General features: G+C 63.1%; 17 protein-coding genes and 1 riboswitch. Of the genes, 3 read left to right on the forward strand and 14 right to left on the reverse strand.

The window, feature by feature from the left end; translation table 11 throughout:
- Nucleotides 1-16: 16 nt before the first annotated feature.
- From M729_RS0101500 to M729_RS0101565, 14 genes are all read right to left on the reverse strand, one after another.
- Nucleotides 17-1,522: an NADH-quinone oxidoreductase subunit M gene (locus M729_RS0101500; RefSeq protein ID WP_027160546.1), complete on the reverse strand. Its 1,506-nt coding sequence runs from the start codon at nt 1,520-1,522 to the stop codon at nt 17-19.
- The gene (gene nuoL, locus M729_RS0101505) at nt 1,522-3,495 is read right to left on the reverse strand and encodes an NADH-quinone oxidoreductase subunit L (RefSeq protein WP_027160547.1); all 1,974 of its coding nucleotides are present in this window, start codon (nt 3,493-3,495) and stop codon (nt 1,522-1,524) included. Before nuoL ends, M729_RS0101500 begins: the two co-directional genes overlap by 1 nt.
- 10 nt (nt 3,496-3,505) lie before the next feature.
- Nucleotides 3,506-3,814, reverse strand: coding sequence for an NADH-quinone oxidoreductase subunit NuoK (nuoK, locus tag M729_RS0101510; protein ID WP_010910101.1), 309 nt, complete (start codon nt 3,812-3,814; stop codon nt 3,506-3,508).
- 1 nt (nt 3,815) lies between these two features.
- Nucleotides 3,816-4,436, reverse strand: coding sequence for an NADH-quinone oxidoreductase subunit J (locus M729_RS0101515; RefSeq protein WP_013531099.1), 621 nt, complete (start codon nt 4,434-4,436; stop codon nt 3,816-3,818).
- A 125-nt stretch (nt 4,437-4,561) separates the two neighbouring features.
- Nucleotides 4,562-5,053, reverse strand: a complete 492-nt coding sequence (nuoI, locus tag M729_RS0101520; protein ID WP_013531098.1) for an NADH-quinone oxidoreductase subunit NuoI — start codon at nt 5,051-5,053, stop codon at nt 4,562-4,564.
- A complete protein-coding gene (gene nuoH / locus M729_RS0101525) occupies nt 5,053-6,096 on the reverse strand; it encodes an NADH-quinone oxidoreductase subunit NuoH (protein WP_013531097.1) in 1,044 nt (347 codons plus the stop codon). Before nuoH ends, nuoI begins: the two co-directional genes overlap by 1 nt.
- A 2-nt stretch (nt 6,097-6,098) precedes the next feature.
- Nucleotides 6,099-8,180: an NADH-quinone oxidoreductase subunit NuoG gene (gene nuoG, locus M729_RS0101530; protein ID WP_024501358.1), complete on the reverse strand. Its 2,082-nt coding sequence runs from the start codon at nt 8,178-8,180 to the stop codon at nt 6,099-6,101.
- 73 nt (nt 8,181-8,253) lie between these two features.
- Nucleotides 8,254-8,943: an NADH-ubiquinone dehydrogenase gene (locus M729_RS0101535; protein WP_027160548.1), complete on the reverse strand. Its 690-nt coding sequence runs from the start codon at nt 8,941-8,943 to the stop codon at nt 8,254-8,256.
- Nucleotides 8,944-9,014: 71 nt separating this feature from the next.
- Nucleotides 9,015-10,319 (reverse strand): NADH-quinone oxidoreductase subunit NuoF, encoded by a 1,305-nt coding sequence (nuoF, locus tag M729_RS0101540; RefSeq protein ID WP_013531094.1) that lies wholly within the window; start codon nt 10,317-10,319, stop codon nt 9,015-9,017.
- Between the two features lie 10 nt (nt 10,320-10,329).
- Nucleotides 10,330-11,610 (reverse strand): NADH-quinone oxidoreductase subunit E, encoded by a 1,281-nt coding sequence (locus tag M729_RS0101545; RefSeq protein ID WP_024501360.1) that lies wholly within the window; start codon nt 11,608-11,610, stop codon nt 10,330-10,332.
- A complete protein-coding gene (locus M729_RS0101550) occupies nt 11,611-12,801 on the reverse strand; it encodes an NADH-quinone oxidoreductase subunit D (RefSeq protein WP_024501361.1) in 1,191 nt (396 codons plus the stop codon).
- Entirely contained in the window at nt 12,802-13,404 is a 603-nt protein-coding gene (locus M729_RS0101555) for an NADH-quinone oxidoreductase subunit C (RefSeq protein ID WP_027160549.1), read from the reverse strand.
- Nucleotides 13,405-13,408: 4 nt separating this feature from the next.
- Nucleotides 13,409-13,990 carry an NADH-quinone oxidoreductase subunit B gene (locus tag M729_RS0101560; RefSeq protein ID WP_013531090.1) on the reverse strand — a complete coding sequence of 194 codons (582 nt, stop codon included), beginning with the start codon at nt 13,988-13,990 and terminating at the stop codon, nt 13,409-13,411.
- Nucleotides 13,981-14,346, reverse strand: coding sequence for an NADH-quinone oxidoreductase subunit A (locus M729_RS0101565; protein ID WP_010910112.1), 366 nt, complete (start codon nt 14,344-14,346; stop codon nt 13,981-13,983). Before M729_RS0101565 ends, M729_RS0101560 begins: the two co-directional genes overlap by 10 nt.
- 331 nt (nt 14,347-14,677) lie before the next feature.
- Between M729_RS0101565 and M729_RS0101570 the strand changes: the two genes are divergently transcribed.
- From M729_RS0101570 to cobW, 3 genes are all read left to right on the forward strand, one after another.
- Nucleotides 14,678-15,877 (forward strand): winged helix-turn-helix domain-containing protein, encoded by a 1,200-nt coding sequence (locus M729_RS0101570; RefSeq protein ID WP_027160550.1) that lies wholly within the window; start codon nt 14,678-14,680, stop codon nt 15,875-15,877.
- A gap of 30 nt (nt 15,878-15,907) precedes the next feature.
- Nucleotides 15,908-16,112, forward strand: a riboswitch (cobalamin riboswitch).
- A gap of 38 nt (nt 16,113-16,150) precedes the next feature.
- Nucleotides 16,151-16,579, forward strand: coding sequence for a DUF1636 family protein (locus M729_RS0101575; protein ID WP_013531088.1), 429 nt, complete (start codon nt 16,151-16,153; stop codon nt 16,577-16,579).
- A gap of 2 nt (nt 16,580-16,581) precedes the next feature.
- On the forward strand, nt 16,582-17,619 hold the full coding sequence (cobW, locus tag M729_RS0101580) for a cobalamin biosynthesis protein CobW (RefSeq protein WP_027160551.1): 1,038 nt from the start codon (nt 16,582-16,584) through the stop codon (nt 17,617-17,619).
- Nucleotides 17,620-17,625: the final 6 nt, after the last annotated feature.

Genomic DNA, 17,625 nt, shown 5'->3' on the forward strand with positions numbered 1-17,625 from the left:
TTCGCAAAACCTCTGGTCAGTTCGCCGCCGCGGTCTGCGCGGCGCCGATGGATGCAGTGACATTGGTGACGAGCGACTTGACCGATTGGGCCGTCGCGTCGAAGACCGGGGCGGGATAGACGCCGAAGAAGATGACCAGCACGACCAGCGGGTAGATGATCACCTTCTCGCGCGGCGACAGGTCGAGCAGTCCCTTAAGGCTCTCCTTGGTCAGTGCGCCGAAGATCACCCGGCGGTAGAGCCAGAGCGCGTAGGCGGCCGACAGGATGACGCCGGTGGCGGCGAAGAACGCCACCCATGTGTTGACCCGGAACACGCCGATCATGGTCAGGAACTCGCCGACGAAGCCGCTGGTACCGGGCAGACCGACATTGGCCATGGTGAAGATCAGGAACACCGTGGCGTATTTCGGCATGTTGTTGACCAGCCCGCCATAGGCCGCGATCTCACGTGTGTGCATGCGGTCGTAGATGACGCCGACGCACAGGAACAGCGCGCCGGAGACGAGGCCGTGGCTGAGCATCTGGAAGATCGCGCCCTGCACGCCTTCCTGGTTCATGGCAAAGATGCCCATGGTGACGAAGCCCATATGGGCAACCGACGAATAGGCGATCAGCTTCTTCATGTCCTCCTGCATCAGCGCCACCAGCGAGGTGTAGATGATGGCGACGACGGACAGCGCGAAGACCAGCGGCGCGAACATTTCCGACGCCAGCGGGAACATCGGCAAGGAGAAGCGCAGGAAGCCGTACCCGCCCATTTTCAACAGGATGCCGGCCAGGATGACGGAGCCCGCCGTCGGCGCCTCGACGTGCGCGTCGGGCAGCCAGGTGTGCACCGGCCACATCGGCATCTTCACCGCGAAGGAGGCGAAGAAGGCAAGCCATAGCCAGGTCTGCATGTTGGCCGGGAAATTGTGGGTCAGCAGCGTCGGGATGTCGGTTGTGCCGGACTGGAAGAACATCGCCATGATGGCGAGCAGCATCAGCACCGAACCGGCGAGCGTGTAGAGGAAGAACTTGAACGAGGCGTAGACGCGCCGCTTGCCGCCCCAGACGCCGATGATGATGAACATCGGGATCAGGCCGGCTTCGAAGAAGACGTAGAACAGCACGATGTCCAGCGCGCAGAACACGCCGATCATCAGCGTTTCGAGCAGCAGGAAGGCAATCATGTAGGCCTTGACGCGCTTCTCGATCGATTCCCACGAGGCCAGGATGCAGAGCGGCATCAGGAAGGTCGTCAGGATGACGAACAGCATCGAGATGCCGTCGACGCCCATATGGTAGGAAATGCCGGAATCGAGCCAGGCGACCTTCTCGACGAACTGGAAGCCGGACTGCGAATTGTCGAAGCCGGTCCAGATGAATAACGAGATGATGAACGTGAACGTCGTCGTCAACAGCGCGATGGCGCGGATGTTGCGGCGTGCGTTTTCGCTGTCGTCATTGATGAACAGGATAAGCAGCACACCAACCAGCGGCAGGAAGGTGACCAGCGAGAGGATTGGCCAGGCGGTCATCAGAGCATCATCCAGGTGACGAGTGCGGCAACGCCGATCAGCATGGCGAAGGCGTAGTGGTAGAGATAGCCGGTCTGCAGCTTGACGACGCGGTTGGTGACATCGACGACGCGCGCCGAAATACCGTCGGGGCCGAGGCCGTCGATGACGGTGCCGTCGCCGGTCTTCCACAGGAAGTGGCCGAGGCGCTTGGCGGGCCGCACGAACAGGAAGTCGTAGAGCTCGTCGAAATACCACTTGTTGAGCAGGAAGGCGTAGAGCCCGCGATGCTGCGCCGCCAGGTTGACCGGCATTTCCGGCGAGCGGATGTAGAATTTCCAGGCCAGCGCGAAGCCGATCAGCATGGCGATGAAGGGCGACAGTTCGACCCACAGCGGCAATTCGTGGATGTCGTGCAGGATGTGATTGTCAGGCAATGTGAACAGCGATGCCTTCCAGAACTCGGCATAGCCCTCGCCGATGAAGGCGTTGTGGAAGATGACGCCGGCAAACAGCGCGCCCGCAGCCAGGATGAACAGCGGCACCAGCATCACCGGCGGCGATTCATGGACATGGTGCATCACCTCATGGCTCGCCCGCGGCTTGCCGTGGAAGGTCATGAAGATCAGCCGCCAGGAGTAGAAGGAGGTGAAGCAGGCGGCGATGACCAAAAGCACGAAGGCCATGCCCGCAACCGAATTGTGGCCGGCAAAGGCGCTCTCGATGATGGCGTCCTTGGAGAAGAAGCCGGCGGTGCCGATGACCGTCACCGGAATGCCGACGCCGGTCAGCGCCAGCGTGCCGATCACCATCATCCAGTAGGTGGTCGGGATCAGTTTCCTGAGGCCGCCCATCTTGCGCATGTCCTGCTCGTCGGACACGGCATGGATGACCGAGCCCGAGCCGAGGAACAGCAGCGCCTTGAAGAAGGCATGCGTGAACAGATGGAAGATCGCCGCGCCATAGGCGCCGACGCCGAGCGCCACGAACATGTAGCCGAGCTGCGAGCAGGTCGAATAGGCGATGACGCGCTTGATGTCGTTCTGGACCAGACCGACGGTGGCCGCGAAGAAGGCCGTGAAGGCACCGATGAAGGTCACGACCGTCAGCGCCGAATGCGACAGTTCGAACAGCGGCGACAACCGCGCCAGCATGAACACGCCCGCCGTCACCATGGTGGCGGCATGGATCAGGGCCGAAACCGGCGTCGGGCCTTCCATGGCGTCCGGCAGCCAGGTGTGCAGCGGCACTTGCGCCGACTTGCCCATGGCGCCCATGAACAGGAGCAGGCAGACGATCGTCATGGCCGCCTGCTTGTCCAGCGCATGGCCAAGGAAAGTCAGCACCGCGGCACCGTGCGGCGCGCCTTCAGCGGGGATGAACGTCGCCGCATTGGCGAAGATGGTGCCCAGATTGACCGAGCCGAACAGCACAAACACGCCGAAGATGCCGAGTGCGAAGCCGAAATCGCCGACACGGTTGACGACAAAGGCCTTGATTGCCGCGGCATTGGCCGACGGCTTCTTGTACCAGAAGCCGATCAGCAGATAGGACGCCAGCCCCACCCCTTCCCAGCCGAAGAACATCTGCACGAGGTTGTCCGCCGTCACCAGCATCAGCATGGCGAAGGTGAACAGCGACAGGTAGGCGAAGAAGCGCGGCCGGTTCGGATCGTGGTGCATGTAGCCGATCGAATAGATGTGGACCAGCGCCGACACGGTGTTGACCACCACCAGCATGACCACCGTCAGCGTGTCGATCCGGAGCGCCCAGGACGCTTCCAGCCCACCCGACTGTATCCAGCGCAGCACGGGCACGGTGAACACCTCGCCATGGCCGAAACCGACGGTGAAGAACGCGACCCACGACAGCACGGCCGCGACCACCAGGAAACCCGAGGTGATGTATTCGGACGCCTTGGCGCCGAGCGACGTGCCGAACAGGCCGACGATCAGGAAGCCGAGCAGGGGAAGGAAGACGATGGCCTGATACATGGTGGTTCCGTCAACCCTTCATCATGTTCACGTCTTCGACCGCGATCGAGCCGCGGTTGCGGAAGAAGACGACGAGAATGGCAAGTCCGATGGCGGCTTCGGCCGCCGCGACCGTCAGCACGAACAGCGCGAACACCTGGCCGACCAGATCGCCCAGTGCTGCCGAAAAGGCGACGAAGTTGATGTTGACCGCCAGCAGGATCAGCTCGACCGACATCAGGATGACGATGACGTTCTTGCGGTTCAGGAAGATGCCGAACACGCCGAGCGTGAACAGAACAGCCGATACGGTCAGATAATGTGCGATGCCGACAACCATCTCAGAGTCCCTCGCCTGTCTTGACCTTGCGGATTTCCATGCCGGTCGCCGGCGTGCGGCCGACTTGGGCTGCGATCGACTGCCGCTTGACGCCTGGCTTATGGCGCAGCGTCAGCACGATGGCGCCGATCATGGCGACCAGCAGCACGAGGCCCGAAATCTGGAAGTAGTAGAGGTAGTCCGTATAGAGGATGTCGCCGAGCGCGGCGGTATTGGTCCGCGTGGCAAGATCCGGAATGGGCTTGGAGACCGTCGAAGCGAGCTGCGGCGCGAAGGTGTAGCCGCCGAGAACCACGATCAGCTCCGCCGCCAGGATCAGCCCGACCAGCGCGCCGATCGGCGCATATTGCAGGGCGCCGCTCTTCAGTTCGGCGAAATCGACGTCGAGCATCATGACGACGAACAGGAACAGAACCATCACCGCGCCGACATAGACGACGAGCAGGATCATCGCCAGGAACTCGGCGCCGGTCAGCATGAACAGGCCGGCGGCGTTGAAGAAGGTCAGGATCAGGAACAGCACCGAATGCACGGGGTTGCGCGAGGAAATGACCATGAACGCCGATGCCACCGCGACAAAGGCGAAGAGGTAGAAAAAGGCCGCCTCTAGTCCACTCAACATTGGGGATCCCCCGGGTTCCTGTACAAACAGGACAACCGTCCTGTTTCGATGTTTGCTGCCGCCTCCGGCCGCAAGTTTCGTTGTGTCCTTAGACGAGGCCCCTCGCCCCGTCCATGCGTCAAATATCAGCGGTAGGGCGAGTCCAGCGAGATGTTGCGCGCCAGCTCGCGCTCCCACCGGTCGCCATTCGCCAACAGCCTGTCCTTGTCGTAGTAGAGTTCCTCGCGCGTCTCCGTCGCGAACTCGAAATTCGGCCCCTCGACAATGGCGTCGACCGGGCAGGCTTCCTGGCAGAAGCCGCAATAGATGCACTTCACCATGTCGATGTCGTAACGCACCGTGCGGCGGGTGCCGTCATTGCGGCGCGGGCCGGCCTCGATGGTGATGGCCTGCGCCGGGCAGATCGCCTCGCACAATTTGCAGGCAATGCAGCGTTCCTCGCCGTTCGGGTAACGGCGCAACGCATGCTCGCCGCGGAAGCGCGGGCTGGTTGGCCCCTTCTCGTGCGGATAGTTGATCGTCTCCTTCGGCGCGAAGAACTGGCGCATCGACAGGAAGAAGGCGCTGACGAAATCCTGCAGCAGCAGCGATTTGGCGGCTTGGGAAAGAGCGGACATCACGCAAACCCCGTGATCTTGAGGAAGGCCGCGGTGGCGACCACCATGAACAGCGAGATCGGCAGGAACACTTTCCAGCCAAGCCGCATCAATTGGTCGTAGCGGTAGCGCGGCACGAAGGCCTTCACCATGGAGATGCCGAAGAACACGAAGCAGACTTTCAGCACGAACCAGATGACGCCCGGCACCCAGGTGAACGGCGCGAAGTCGAACGGAGGCAGCCAGCCGCCGAGGAACAGGATGGTGGCCAGCGCGCACATCAGCACGATGGCGACATACTCGCCGAGGAAGAACAAAAGGAACGGGGTCGACGAATATTCGACCATGTGGCCGGCGACCAGTTCCGATTCGGCTTCGACCAGATCGAAGGGCGGGCGGTTCGTCTCGGCCAGCGCCGAGATGAAGAAGATGATGAACATCGGGAACAGCGCCAGCCAGTTCCAGTCGAGGAAGGTGTTGGGCAGGCCAAGCCGCGTACCAATTCCATCATGCTGCGACAGCACGATATCGGTGAGGTTGAGCGAGCCGGCGGTGAGCAGAACGGTGACGATGACGAAGCCGATCGAGACTTCGTAGGACACCATCTGCGCGGCCGAGCGCAGCGCGCCGAGGAACGGATATTTCGAGTTCGACGCCCAGCCGCCCATGATCACGCCGTAGACCTCGAGCGAGGAGATGGCGAAGACATAGAGGATGCCGACATTGACGTTGGCGATCGCCCAGCCGTGGCTGACCGGGATGACCGCCCAGGCCGAGATCGCCAGCACGGCCGACACCAGCGGCGCCAAAAGAAACACGCCCTTGTTGGCGCCGGACGGGATGACCGGCTCCTTGAAGACGAACTTCAACAGATCGGCGAAAGCCTGCAGCGTGCCCCAGGGGCCGACGACGTTCGGGCCACGGCGCAATTGCACCGCCGCCCAGATCTTGCGGTCGGCGTAGAGGATGTAGGCGACGAAGATCAAAAGAACGACGATCAGCACGACTGACTTCAACAGGATCAGCAGCGCCGGCAGCACGTAGAAGGAGAAGAAAGTGTCCATGCTTATTCCGCCGCCTGCTTGAAGCCGCTCTTGGCCAGTGCCGAGCATTCCGCCATCACGGCCGATGCCCGCGCGATCGGGTTGGTCAGGTAGAAATCCTTCACCGGCGAGGTGAAGGTGCCCTTGTTCAGCCGTCCGCCGAGCTTCGCCACCTCGGCGATATCCTCGGCGTTGCCGGCCGCGACCTGGTCGATACGGGCCAGATGCGGGTATTCGCCATAAAGCTTGGCGCGCAGCTGCGGCAGCGAATCGAACGGCAGTTTCTTGCCGAGCACATCCGACAGCGCCCGCAGGATCGCCCAGTCCTCGCGCGCCTCGCCCGGCGCGAAGCCGGCGCGGTTGGTCTGCTGCACACGCCCTTCGGTGTTGACATAGGTGGCCGATTTTTCCGTGTAGGCGGCCGCCGGCAGGATGACATTGGCGCGGTGCGCGCCCTGGTCGCCATGCGTGCCGATATAGACGACGAAGGCGCCGCCGGTCTTGGCCATGTCGATCTCGTCGGCGCCGAGCAGGAACAAGAGCTCCATTTCGCCCAGCATGCCGGCAACGTTTCTGCCGCCCTCGCCCGGCACGAAGCCGAGATCGAGACCGCCGACGCGCCCGGCCGCATTGTGCAGCACGGCAAAGCCGTTCCAGTCGGCGCGAGCAGCGTTGACGGCGGCCGCGAGCTTGGCCGCCTGGCCGAGCACGGCCGCGCCATCGGCACGCGCCAGCGCGCCCTGTCCCACGATGATCAGCGGGTGTGTCGCCTTCTTCAGCGTCTGGAAGAACTTGCCGTTTCCGTCAGCCAAATCCTTCAGCGAATCCGGCCCGGCGCCCAGCTGTTCGTAATCGTAGCGGGTATCGCCGACATCGCCGATGACGCCGACCGGCAGATTGCCGGTCCGCCAGCGCTTGCGGATACGGGCATTGAGCACCGAGGCTTCATAGCGTGGGTTGGCGCCGATGATCAGCACCGCATCGGCCTGCTCGATGCCTTCGATGGTCGGGTTGAAGATGTAGCTCGCACGGCCGAGCGCCGGGTCGAGTGCGGCGCCATCCTGGCGGCAATCGGTGTTCTTCGAGCCGAGCGAAGCCATCAGCAGCTTGAGCGCATAGGTTTCTTCGACGGCGGCGAGATCGCCCGCGATAGCGCCGATCTTTTCGGGCGCCGTCTTCGACACCGCGTCCTTGATCGCGGCGAAGGCCTCGGCCCAGCTGGCAGCAACCAGCCTGCCGTCCTTGCGCACATAGGGGCGGTCGAGACGCTGCGTGCGCAGGCCGTCCCAGATGAAGCGGGTCTTGTCGGAGATCCACTCCTCGTTCACCGCCTCGTTGACGCGCGGCAGGATGCGCATCACTTCGCGGCCCCGGCTATCGACGCGGATCGCCGAGCCGACGGCATCCATCACGTCGATGGATTCGGTCTTGGTCAGCTCCCACGGCCGCGCCTGGAAAGCGAATGGCTTCGAGGTCAGCGCGCCGACCGGGCAAAGGTCGATGACATTGCCCTGCAGCTCCGAGGTCATCGCCTGTTCGAGATAGGTGGTGATCTCGGCATCCTCGCCACGGCCGATCAGGCCGAGTTCGGAAATGCCGGCGACTTCGGTGGTGAAGCGGACGCAGCGCGTGCAGTGGATGCAGCGGTTCATCACCGTCTTCACCAGCGGTCCGATGTATTTGTCTTCGACCGCGCGCTTGTTCTCGTGATAGCGCGAGGAATCGACGCCGAAAGCCATCGCCTGGTCCTGCAGGTCGCATTCGCCGCCCTGGTCGCAGATCGGGCAATCCAGCGGATGGTTGATCAGCAGGAACTCCATCACGCCTTCCCTGGCCTTCTTGACCATCGGCGTGTTGGTGAAGATTTCCGGCGCCTCGCCATTCGGGCCGGGACGCAGGTCGCGCACGTTCATGGCGCAGGAAGCCTGCGGCTTGGGCGGCCCGCCCTTCACCTCGATCAGGCACATGCGGCAATTGCCGGCGATCGACAGCCGCTCATGGAAGCAGAAGCGCGGCACTTCCGCGCCAGCGTCTTCCGCCGCCTGCAGCAGCGTGTAGTGGTCGGGTACAGTGATCTCTTTCCCGTCGACCTTGAGCTTTGCCATTCGCCTCAAACCCCTGCGGAGTTCCCGCAATCTCTTTTTCCGGACGCGGTCGAGACCACGTCGGGCACTTCATTCACTTCTTGACGGCGAGCGCCGCCGCTTGAGCTGTCCAATCGTCGCGGCCGATGCGGCCGCCGAGCGACAGATAGTCCTCGACCCAGGCAACCTCTTGCGGCGTCCATGCCGCGATCTGGGCATACGTCCAGATGCCGAGGCCGTTGAGAACCTTTTCCAGCTTGGGCCCGATGCCCGATATCGCCTTGAGATCCGCCGGTTTCGCCGGCTTCTCCACGGCCTTGGGCTGCCTGAAATCCTCGGGCAACAGCGCATCGCCGACGCCGCTTGTTGCTGGAGCGGCGTTTGCGGCCGGCACGGCAGTTGCGGCTTCCTTGGCGGCAATATCGGTGACCTCCCTGGCGAAGGACTGCGCCTCGGCGATCATGGTTTTCGCCGTCGCCCGCGCCTTGGTGGAGGAAGAGTTCGGATCGTCGAACTGCGCGACGCGCGCCTCGAAATCATCGACGATCGGCTGCAGCAGCCGCTGCGAGGCTTCTGCCGCACCTGAAAACGCGCCCAGCCAGACGCCGAAAGCATGATTGGCAAGCCCGAGGCCAAGCGCCGACATCGCCGCCGCACCCGCCACAGGATGCACGAAAAGGTTGACGGCACTGGCCATCTCCTTCGGCATCATCCTGGTCAAGTCCTGGTTCATCTTGTCGATCTGGTCCAAATTGGGCATCAGCGGGTTCGAATACGGCGCCATAGAGTTCTCCTGGTCGTTTCGTCGTTCGCCCCGCCCTTCGCTGCGGACTTTCGTCCGCGTAAAACGTTCTTCTATTCCGCCGCCACCATCACAGGCTCGGCCCGGTGCGCATTGCGCGAAAACTCGTCGATACGCCGCTCCACTTCGCCGCGGAAATGCCGCATCAGGCCCTGGATCGGCCATGCCGCCGCGTCGCCCAGCGCGCAGATCGTATGGCCTTCGATCTGCTTGGTGACGTCGAGCAGCATATCGATCTCGCGCTTCTGCGCCTCGCCGCGCACCAGCCGTTCCATCACCCGCCACATCCAGCCGGTGCCTTCGCGGCATGGCGTGCACTGGCCGCAGCTCTCGTGCTTGTAGAAGTAGGAAAGCCGCGCGATCGCCTTCACGACATCGGTCGACTTGTCCATGACGATGACAGCCGCGGTTCCAAGGCCGGATTTGAGGTCGCGCAGCGCGTCGAAATCCATCGGCGCGTCGATGATCTGCTCGGCCGGCACCAGCGGCACCGAAGCGCCGCCCGGTATGACCGCCAAAAGATTGTCCCAGCCGCCGCGAATGCCGCCGCAATGCGTCTCGATCAGCTCGCGGAACGGGATCGACATCGCCTCTTCGACCGTGCACGGATTGTTGACGTGGCCGGAGATGCAAAACAGCTTGGTGCCGACATTGTTGGGCCGGCCGAAGGACGAGAACCAGGCCGCGCCGCGGCGCAGGATGGTCGGCGCAACCGCGATCGATTCGACATTGTTGACCGTGGTCGGACAGCCATAGAGGCCGACATTGGCCGGGAATGGCGGCTTCAGCCGCGGCTGGCCCTTCTTGCCTTCGAGGCTTTCGAGGAGCGCTGTCTCCTCGCCGCAGATATAGGCGCCGGCGCCGTGGTGCATGTAGATGTCGAAATCGTAGCCGGAGGTGTTGTTCTTGCCGATCAGCTTGGCCTCATAGGCCTCCTCGATCGCGCGCTGCAGCGCCTCGCGCTCGCGGATGAACTCGCCGCGCACATAGATGTAGGCGGCAACCGCACCCATGGCGAAACCGGCAAGCAGCGCGCCCTCGACCAGCGTGTGCGGGTCGTTGCGCAGGATGTCGCGGTCCTTGCAGGTGCCGGGCTCGGATTCGTCGGCGTTGATCACGAGATAGCTCGGCCGGCCATCGCTCTGCTTGGGCATGAACGACCATTTGAGGCCGGTCGGGAAGCCGGCGCCGCCACGGCCGCGCAGGCCCGACGCCTTCATCTCGTTGACGATCCACTCGCGGCCCTTGGCGACGATGCCGGGCGTGTTATCCCAGGCGCCGCGCGCCATCGCGCCGGCCAAGGACTTGTCGAACAGGCCGTAGATATTGGTGAAGATGCGGTCTTTATCCCCGAGCATTTTTCGTCCCTCAGACCGGCTTCTTGCCGAAGACGCGGATGTATTCGGCGACGCCACCCTTGGCGAGCGCCTTGGCCTGCTTGACCCAGTCGTCGCGATCGATGCGGCCCTGGAAAGAGAGATAGCCATCCACCCACTCGCGTTCGGCCTTCTTCCACGACGCGACCTGCGCGAAGGTAAAGATGCCCAGCGTATGCAGGATGCCCTCGATCTTGGGGCCGACGCCGGAGATCAGTTTGAGGTCATCGACCTGTGCCGGCCTGTCGATGCCGGCCGGGCGATTCTTGTCCCCGAGCGACGGTTTGGCCGGCTTGGCGGCCGGTACCTTGACCTCTGGTGCCTTGAAGGCGGAGGCCGGCTCGGCCTTGGTGATGGGGCCACTGCGCTGCTTGGAAACCTGCTCGACTTTGGAGTCTGCCTTGTTGGCATTGGCGGCCGAATGCAGTGGAGCGGCAACACTCGCCGCCTTTTCAACCGCCGGCGCGACCTTGGTTTTTGAAGGCGTCTTCAACGCCGGGCTGGTTTCAGGGGCGTCGGTCTTCGGCTTGCTGGTGTTGGACGGTGCGACAGGGGCCGCGGCCGGCGCCGGCACCGGCGCTGCGACGATCGCGTCGGGTGCCGCCCTGGCGGCCTTGGCCGCCTCCCTGGCTTCCCTGTCGCGGGTCGACTTGAGGATCGCCTTTTCGCTCTTCAGCGTGGTGAGGCCGGAGGCCGGCTCCGAGCCGGTGCGGCCATTCTGCGGCCCCGGTTCCACCGCAGCACCCTTGCCGGCGTCATAGAGATCGATGATTTCAGCCAGGCGTTCCGGCGTCAGATCCTCGAACGTGTCCTTGAAGATCATCACCATCGGCGCGTTGACGCAGGCACCAAGGCATTCCACCTCTTCCCAGGACAAGGTTCCCTTGTCGTTGGTGTGGAACTGGTCGTGATGGATTTTGGAGCGGCAGACATCCATCAGCGCTTCCGAACCGCGCAGCATGCAGGGCGTGGTGCCGCAGACCTGGATGTGCGCACGCGTGCCGACCGGATTCAACTGGTACTGCGTGTAGAAGGTCGCGACTTCCAGCCCGCGGATGCGCGGCATGCCGAGCATGTCGGAGATCGTCTCGATCGCCGCCTTCGTCACCCAGCCTTCCTGCTCCTGTGCTATCATCAGAAGCGGGATGATGGCCGACTGTTCACGGCCCTTCGGGTACTTCTTGATCCATTGCTTCGCAGCCGCGGCATTCGCCCGGTTGAAGGCGAAGGATGCTGGCTGGACGCTGGCTTCTGCGAGACGGCGGACTGACATTTAGCGATCGACCTCACCAAACACGATGTCGAGGGAGCCGAGAACGGCGGTGACGTCGGCCAGCATGTGGCCGCGGCAGAGGAAATCCATCGCCTGCAGATGCGCGAAACCCGGCGCGCGCAGCTTGCAGCGGTAGGGCTTGTTGGAGCCGTCGGAGACCAGATAGACGCCGAATTCGCCCTTCGGCGCCTCGACGGCGGCGTAAACCTCGCCGGCCGGCACGCGATAACCCTCGGTGTAGAGCTTGAAGTGATGGATCAGCGCTTCCATCGAGCGCTTCATCGCCTGGCGCTTGGGCGGCACCACCTTGCCATCGAGGTTCGACACCGGGCCGGTGCTCTCCTTGCCGAGCAAAAGGTCGACGCACTGGCGCATGATCTTCGCCGACTGGCGCATTTCTTCCATGCGTACGAGGTAGCGGTCGAAGCAGTCGCCGTTCTTGCCGATCGGAATGTCGAAATCCATCTCCGAATAGCATTCATAGGGTTGCGACTTGCGCAGATCCCAGGCTGCACCCGAGCCACGCACCATCACGCCCGAAAAACCCCAGGCCCAGGCATCCGCCAGCGAGACGATGCCGATATCGACATTGCGCTGCTTGAAGATGCGGTTGCCGGTCAGCAGCCGGTCGAGGTCGTCGATCGACTTCAGGAACGGGTCGATCCACTTGCCGATGTCCTCGACCAGTTGACGCGGCAGGTCCTGATGGACGCCGCCGGGCCGAAAATAAGCGGCATGCATGCGCGAACCGGAGGCGCGCTCATAGAACACCATCAGCTTTTCGCGTTCGACGAAGCCCCACAGCGGCGGCGTCAGCGCACCGACGTCCATCGCCTGCGTCGTCACATTGAGGATGTGCGACATGATGCGGCCGATCTCGCTGTAGAGAACGCGGATCACCTGGCCACGCTTCGGCACCTCGATGCCGAGCAGACGCTCGGCGGCCAGCGCAAAGGCATGTTCCTGGTTCATCGGCGCGCAATAGTCGAGCCGGTCGAGATAGGGCACCGCCTGCAGATAGGTTTTGGCTTCGATCAGCTTTTCGGTACCGCGATGCAGCAGTCCGATATGCGGATCGACGCGGTCGACGACTTCGCCGTCCAGCTCCAGCACAAGGCGCAAAACGCCGTGCGCCGCGGGGTGTTGCGGGCCGAAATTGATGTTGAAGTTGCGGACGGAGGTTTCAGCCATTTACTGCTTTGCCTTCTCGTCACCCGGCAGGACGTAATCCGTACCTTCCCACGGGGACAGAAAATCGAAATTGCGGAATTCCTGCTTGAGCTCGACCGGCTCATAGATAACGCGCTTGGCCTCGTCGTCGTAGCGCACTTCGACGAAGCCGGTCAGCGGGAAATCCTTGCGCAAGGGATGGCCTTCGAAGCCATAGTCGGTCAGCAGGCGGCGCAGGTCGGGGTGGCCGGAGAACAAAACGCCGTAGAGATCGTAAGTCTCGCGTTCGAACCAGTCGGCGCCGGGATAGACGCCGGTGATCGACGGCACCATGGTTTCCTCGTCGGCCTGCACCTTGACGCGGACGCGCACATTCTGCTTCGGCGACAACAGGTGATAGACGACGTCGAAACGCTTGGCCCGCGACGGATAGTCGGCGCCGCAGACATCGATGATCGAGATGAACTGGCAGCGCGCATCGTCGCGCAGGAAGATCATCACTTCGACCAGATCGCGCGGCTCGACATGGATAGTGAGTTCGCCATAGGCGATATCAGCCTCGTTCACGCGGCCGATCAGCTTCTCGCCGAGATAGTTCGACAGTTCGCTCAGGGATGCGGTCATGGATTTACCGTTCGATCGTGCCGGTGCGGCGGATCTTCTTCTGCAGCAGAAGAATGCCGTAGAGCAGCGCTTCGGCGCTCGGCGGGCAGCCGGGCACATAGATGTCGACCGGCACGATGCGGTCGCAGCCGCGCACCACCGAATAGGAATAGTGGTAATAGCCGCCGCCATTGGCGCAGGAGCCCATCGAGATGACGTAGCGCGGCTCCGGCATCTGGTCGTAGACCTTGCGCAGCGCCGGCGCCATCTTGTTGGTCAGCGTGCCGGCGACGATCATGATGTCGGACTGGCGCGGAGACGCACGCGGCGCGACGCCGAACCGCTCCGAATCATAGCGCGGCATCGAGGTGTGGATCATCTCGACCGCGCAGCAGGCGAGGCCGAACGTCATGAACATCAGCGACCCGCTGCGCGCCCAGGTGATGAGCGCCTCGGTCGAAGTGACCAGAAAGCCCTTGTCGGCCAACTCGTTGTTGATCTCGAGGAAGAAGGGATCGTCCTCCCCCACCGGCCTGCCGGTGTTGGGATCGATGATGCCCTTGGGCTTCGGCGCGACGAGGGTGCCTGAACTGTCGTTCAATCCCATTCCAGCGCTCCTTTTTTCCATTCATAGGCAAAGCCGATGGTCAGCACCGCCAAAAAAACCATCATCGACCAGAAACCGAGCATGCCGATCTTCGAAAACGACACCGCCCACGGAAACAGGAAGGCTACTTCCAGGTCGAAGATGATGAACAGGATCGACACCAGGTAGAAACGGATGTCGAACTTCATGCGGGCGTCGTCGAACGAGTTGAAACCGCACTCGTAGGCGGAAAGCTTTTCGGGATCGGGATTGCGGTAGGCCACCAGGAAGGGCGCGGCCAGCAGCGCCAGGCCGACAACCAGCGCCACGCCTATGAACAGGACGATGGGCAGGTATGAGCTCAAGAGTGCGTTCATGCTCGGCTTTCCGTTGGCGCCAATCCACGTTGATTACAGCACCGGACCCTAATGCGGAAGCGTGACAGTTTAACCGCTGAACCGTTTTAAGGGCCTATGCTGCAACGCGGCGAGGGTTAGCGCAGCACTTCCAGCGAAGCAAGTCAAACCTTGTTCAAAACATCGACCTGGACGGCATATCGCGGCAAACTGGTCCGATCCGCTCCTGTTTGATTTCCTTCGCTTTTTACTCCACTTTTCTCTCCTGACATGGATGCCGCCAAAACCCTGCTAGCATGGGTTGGAATCAGCCATTCGACCCTCGGTCAAAACACGTCAAAGTGATACCTGTATGAAGGAAAAGATCTCGCTCCCGATGGCCCGGCGCATCGCCCTTGCCGCCCAAGGGTTCCTCGATCCTCGCCCGACCGGCACGCCCGACCGCCGGCATTTTGCCCGCACGCTCTCCCGCACCGGCCTGTTGCAGATCGATTCCGTCAGCGCGGTGGTGCGCGCTCATTATATGCCGCTCTATTCGCGCCTTGGCCCCTACCCGCTCGCTCTGCTCGACAACGCGGCTGTGACGCGCAAGCGCATGGTTTTCGAATATTGGGCGCACGAGGCCTCCTTCCTGCCGGTCGAGACATACCCGCTGATGCGCTGGCGCATGCAGCGCGCCGAGCGGGGCGAGGAAATGTATCTGGGTCTCGCCAAATGGGGCCGCGAGCACGCCGCCTACATCGAAGAGATCTACCGCGAGGTCGCCGAGCGCGGCCCGATCGCCGCTTCCGCGCTGGAGGGCCAGAAAGGTTCGGGCGGCTGGTGGGGCTGGAGCCATGCCAAACACGCTTTCGAATGGCTGTTCTGGGCCGGCCGCATCACCACGGCGCACCGCCGCGGTTTCGAGCGCTTCTATGACCTGCCCGAGCGCGTGCTGCCGCAGGCGATCCTCGATCTGCCGGTGCCGACGCCTGAGGACGCGCACCGCGAATTGCTGCGCATTTCCGCCCGCGCCCACGGCGTGGCGACTTCAAGCGATTTGCGCGATTATTTCCGCCTGTCGCCGGCCGATATGAAAGGCCGGTTGGAGGAACTGGTTGAAACGGGCGAGTTGCTGCCGGTGTGTGTCGAAGGCTGGGACAAGGCGGCCTATCTTCACCGGGACGCCCGCCTGCCGCGCAAAGTCGAGGCCCGCGCCTTGCTGGCACCCTTCGATCCGGTCGTCTTCGAGCGCTCGCGCACCGAGCGGCTGTTCGATTTCCACTACCGCATCGAGATCTACACACCGGCCGACAAGCGGCAGTATGGCTATTATGTCCTGCCGTTCCTGCTCGGCGACCGGATCGTGGCGCGCATCGACCTCAAGGCAGACCGCCCGGCCGGCATACTGCGCGTCCATGCAGCCTATGCGGAGCCCGGTGCGCCGCCTGAAACCGCTGCGGAGCTGTTCGAGGAATTGAAGCAGATGCAAGGTTGGCTCGGGCTCGAACGCATCGAAGTGACGCCTGCCGGGGATTTGGGGCCGGCGCTGGCCGACATAGCCGTGTCGTAAGCTCGCGTTGACACCGCCGCCCGCAAAAGCCTAAATCCGGTTCCAGATGGTCCCTTGCCCGCAACGGCAAGGGCTAAGAGGGAATGCGGTGCGGGGCAAAATCCCAAATCCGCGGCTGTCCCCGCAACTGTAAGCGAAGAGCCAAGGCCGAAAACCACTGGGAATTCCCGGGAAGGCGGCTACCCAAGGCGATGACTCGCGAGCCAGGAGACCTGCCGTCTGCGACTGTAGAATCCGATCGCCCGGCGGGTTTCCGGGCAAGGAGCCCGATCTTTGGACCACGACAGCAGTTTTTCGGCTGGCACAGCGGATATTTCGTCCGGCCATGATGATGCCTTGGCCGGCGTCACCATCATCGTCTGCGGCTCCTGCCGCAATGAGACCGGCTCCGACGCTCATCCCCGCGCCGGCGAGTTGCTGACGGACGACACGCGCCGCGCCGCCGCTGGCGACGATATCCGCATCCGCAGCGTCGAATGCCTTGGCAATTGCAAGCGGCGCCTCAGCGCCGCGATCCTGCGCGACGGTTGCTGGAGCTATGTCTTCGGCGACCTGACCGCGACCAGCGGCGCCGACCTCGTGACAGGCGCAAAGCTCTTCGCCACCTCGAAAGATGGCCTGATCCCGTGGCGTGGCCGCCCCGATAGCCTCAAGCGCGGCCTCGTGGCCCGCATTCCACCCATCGACATGCTGAAGGATTGACCATGACCACTTCCGTATCCCGCGTTCCCTGCACCGTCGTCACTGGCTTCCTCGGCGCCGGCAAGACGACGCTGGTCCGCCATCTCCTGGAAAACGCCGGCGGCAAGCGCATCGCCATCATCGTCAACGAATTCGGCGACATCGGCATCGATGGCGAGATCCTCAAGGGATGCGGTATCGACACCTGCCCCGAGGAAAACATCGTCGAACTGGCCAATGGCTGTATCTGCTGCACCGTCGCCGATGATTTCGTCCCGGCGCTCGACCAAATCCTGTCGCTGACGCCGAAGGTCGACCATATCCTGATCGAAACCTCGGGCCTGGCACTGCCCAAGCCGCTGGTCCAGGCCTTTCAGTGGCCGAGCGTGAAAAGCCGGGTGACCGTCGATGGCGTCATCGCCGTGGTCGACGGACCGGCATTGGCCGAAGGCCGCGTCGCCAACGACATGGAGGCCCTCCAGGCGCAGCGCGCCGGGGACGAGACGCTCGACCACGACGATCCGGTGGAAGAAGTGTTCGAGGACCAGATCGCCTGCGCCGACCTGATCATCCTGTCGAAGAGCGACCTGATGGACGCCGCCGGCACCGCCCGCGCCAATGCCATCATTGGCGAACACTCCGCCCGCGCAGTGAAGATCGTGCCGACGTCGCATGGCAAGGTCGATCCCTCCGTGCTGCTCGGGCTCGGTCTCGCCGTCGAGGACGACATCGAGAACCGCAAATCCCATCATGACGGCGCCTTCGACCACGAGCATGACGACTTCGACACCTTCATTGTCGACATAGCCTCGGTCGCCAATCCCGATGAACTGGCAAAACGCGTCGCCACGGTCGCAGAAGAAGAGAACGTGCTGCGTGTAAAAGGCTTCGTCGAGGTCGGCGGTAAGCCGATGCGGCTGTTGCTGCAGGCCGTCGGGCCGCGCGTCAATCATTACTATGACCGTGCCTGGACCGCTGAGGATGACCGCCGCTCGCGTCTCGTCGTCATCGGCCTGAAAGGGCTGAACCGCCCGGCGATCGAGCGTATACTCGCCGGCTGATTTCGG

The organism is Mesorhizobium sp. WSM1293 (assembly GCF_000513875.1).
Lineage (GTDB): Bacteria > Pseudomonadota > Alphaproteobacteria > Rhizobiales > Rhizobiaceae > Mesorhizobium > Mesorhizobium ciceri.

Excerpts from the sequence above, each read along its gene's own strand:
- M729_RS0101500 (WP_027160546.1), bottom strand. The coding sequence starts at position 1,522 with ATGACCGCCTGGCCAATCCTCTCGCTGGTCACCTTCCTGCCGCTGGTT.
- nuoL (WP_027160547.1), bottom strand. The coding sequence starts at position 3,495 with ATGTATCAGGCCATCGTCTTCCTTCCCCTGCTCGGCTTCCTGATCGTC.
- nuoK (WP_010910101.1), bottom strand. The coding sequence starts at position 3,814 with ATGGTTGTCGGCATCGCACATTATCTGACCGTATCGGCTGTTCTGTTC.
- M729_RS0101515 (WP_013531099.1), bottom strand. The coding sequence starts at position 4,436 with ATGTTGAGTGGACTAGAGGCGGCCTTTTTCTACCTCTTCGCCTTTGTC.
- nuoI (WP_013531098.1), bottom strand. The coding sequence starts at position 5,053 with ATGTCCGCTCTTTCCCAAGCCGCCAAATCGCTGCTGCTGCAGGATTTC.
- nuoH (WP_013531097.1), bottom strand. The coding sequence starts at position 6,096 with ATGGACACTTTCTTCTCCTTCTACGTGCTGCCGGCGCTGCTGATCCTG.
- nuoG (WP_024501358.1), bottom strand. The coding sequence starts at position 8,180 with ATGGCAAAGCTCAAGGTCGACGGGAAAGAGATCACTGTACCCGACCAC.
- M729_RS0101535 (WP_027160548.1), bottom strand. The coding sequence starts at position 8,943 with ATGGCGCCGTATTCGAACCCGCTGATGCCCAATTTGGACCAGATCGAC.
- nuoF (WP_013531094.1), bottom strand. The coding sequence starts at position 10,319 with ATGCTCGGGGATAAAGACCGCATCTTCACCAATATCTACGGCCTGTTC.
- M729_RS0101545 (WP_024501360.1), bottom strand. The coding sequence starts at position 11,610 with ATGTCAGTCCGCCGTCTCGCAGAAGCCAGCGTCCAGCCAGCATCCTTC.
- M729_RS0101550 (WP_024501361.1), bottom strand. The coding sequence starts at position 12,801 with ATGGCTGAAACCTCCGTCCGCAACTTCAACATCAATTTCGGCCCGCAA.
- M729_RS0101555 (WP_027160549.1), bottom strand. The coding sequence starts at position 13,404 with ATGACCGCATCCCTGAGCGAACTGTCGAACTATCTCGGCGAGAAGCTG.
- M729_RS0101560 (WP_013531090.1), bottom strand. The coding sequence starts at position 13,990 with ATGGGATTGAACGACAGTTCAGGCACCCTCGTCGCGCCGAAGCCCAAG.
- M729_RS0101565 (WP_010910112.1), bottom strand. The coding sequence starts at position 14,346 with ATGAACGCACTCTTGAGCTCATACCTGCCCATCGTCCTGTTCATAGGC.
- M729_RS0101570 (WP_027160550.1), top strand. The coding sequence starts at position 14,678 with ATGAAGGAAAAGATCTCGCTCCCGATGGCCCGGCGCATCGCCCTTGCC.
- cobW (WP_027160551.1), top strand. The coding sequence starts at position 16,582 with ATGACCACTTCCGTATCCCGCGTTCCCTGCACCGTCGTCACTGGCTTC.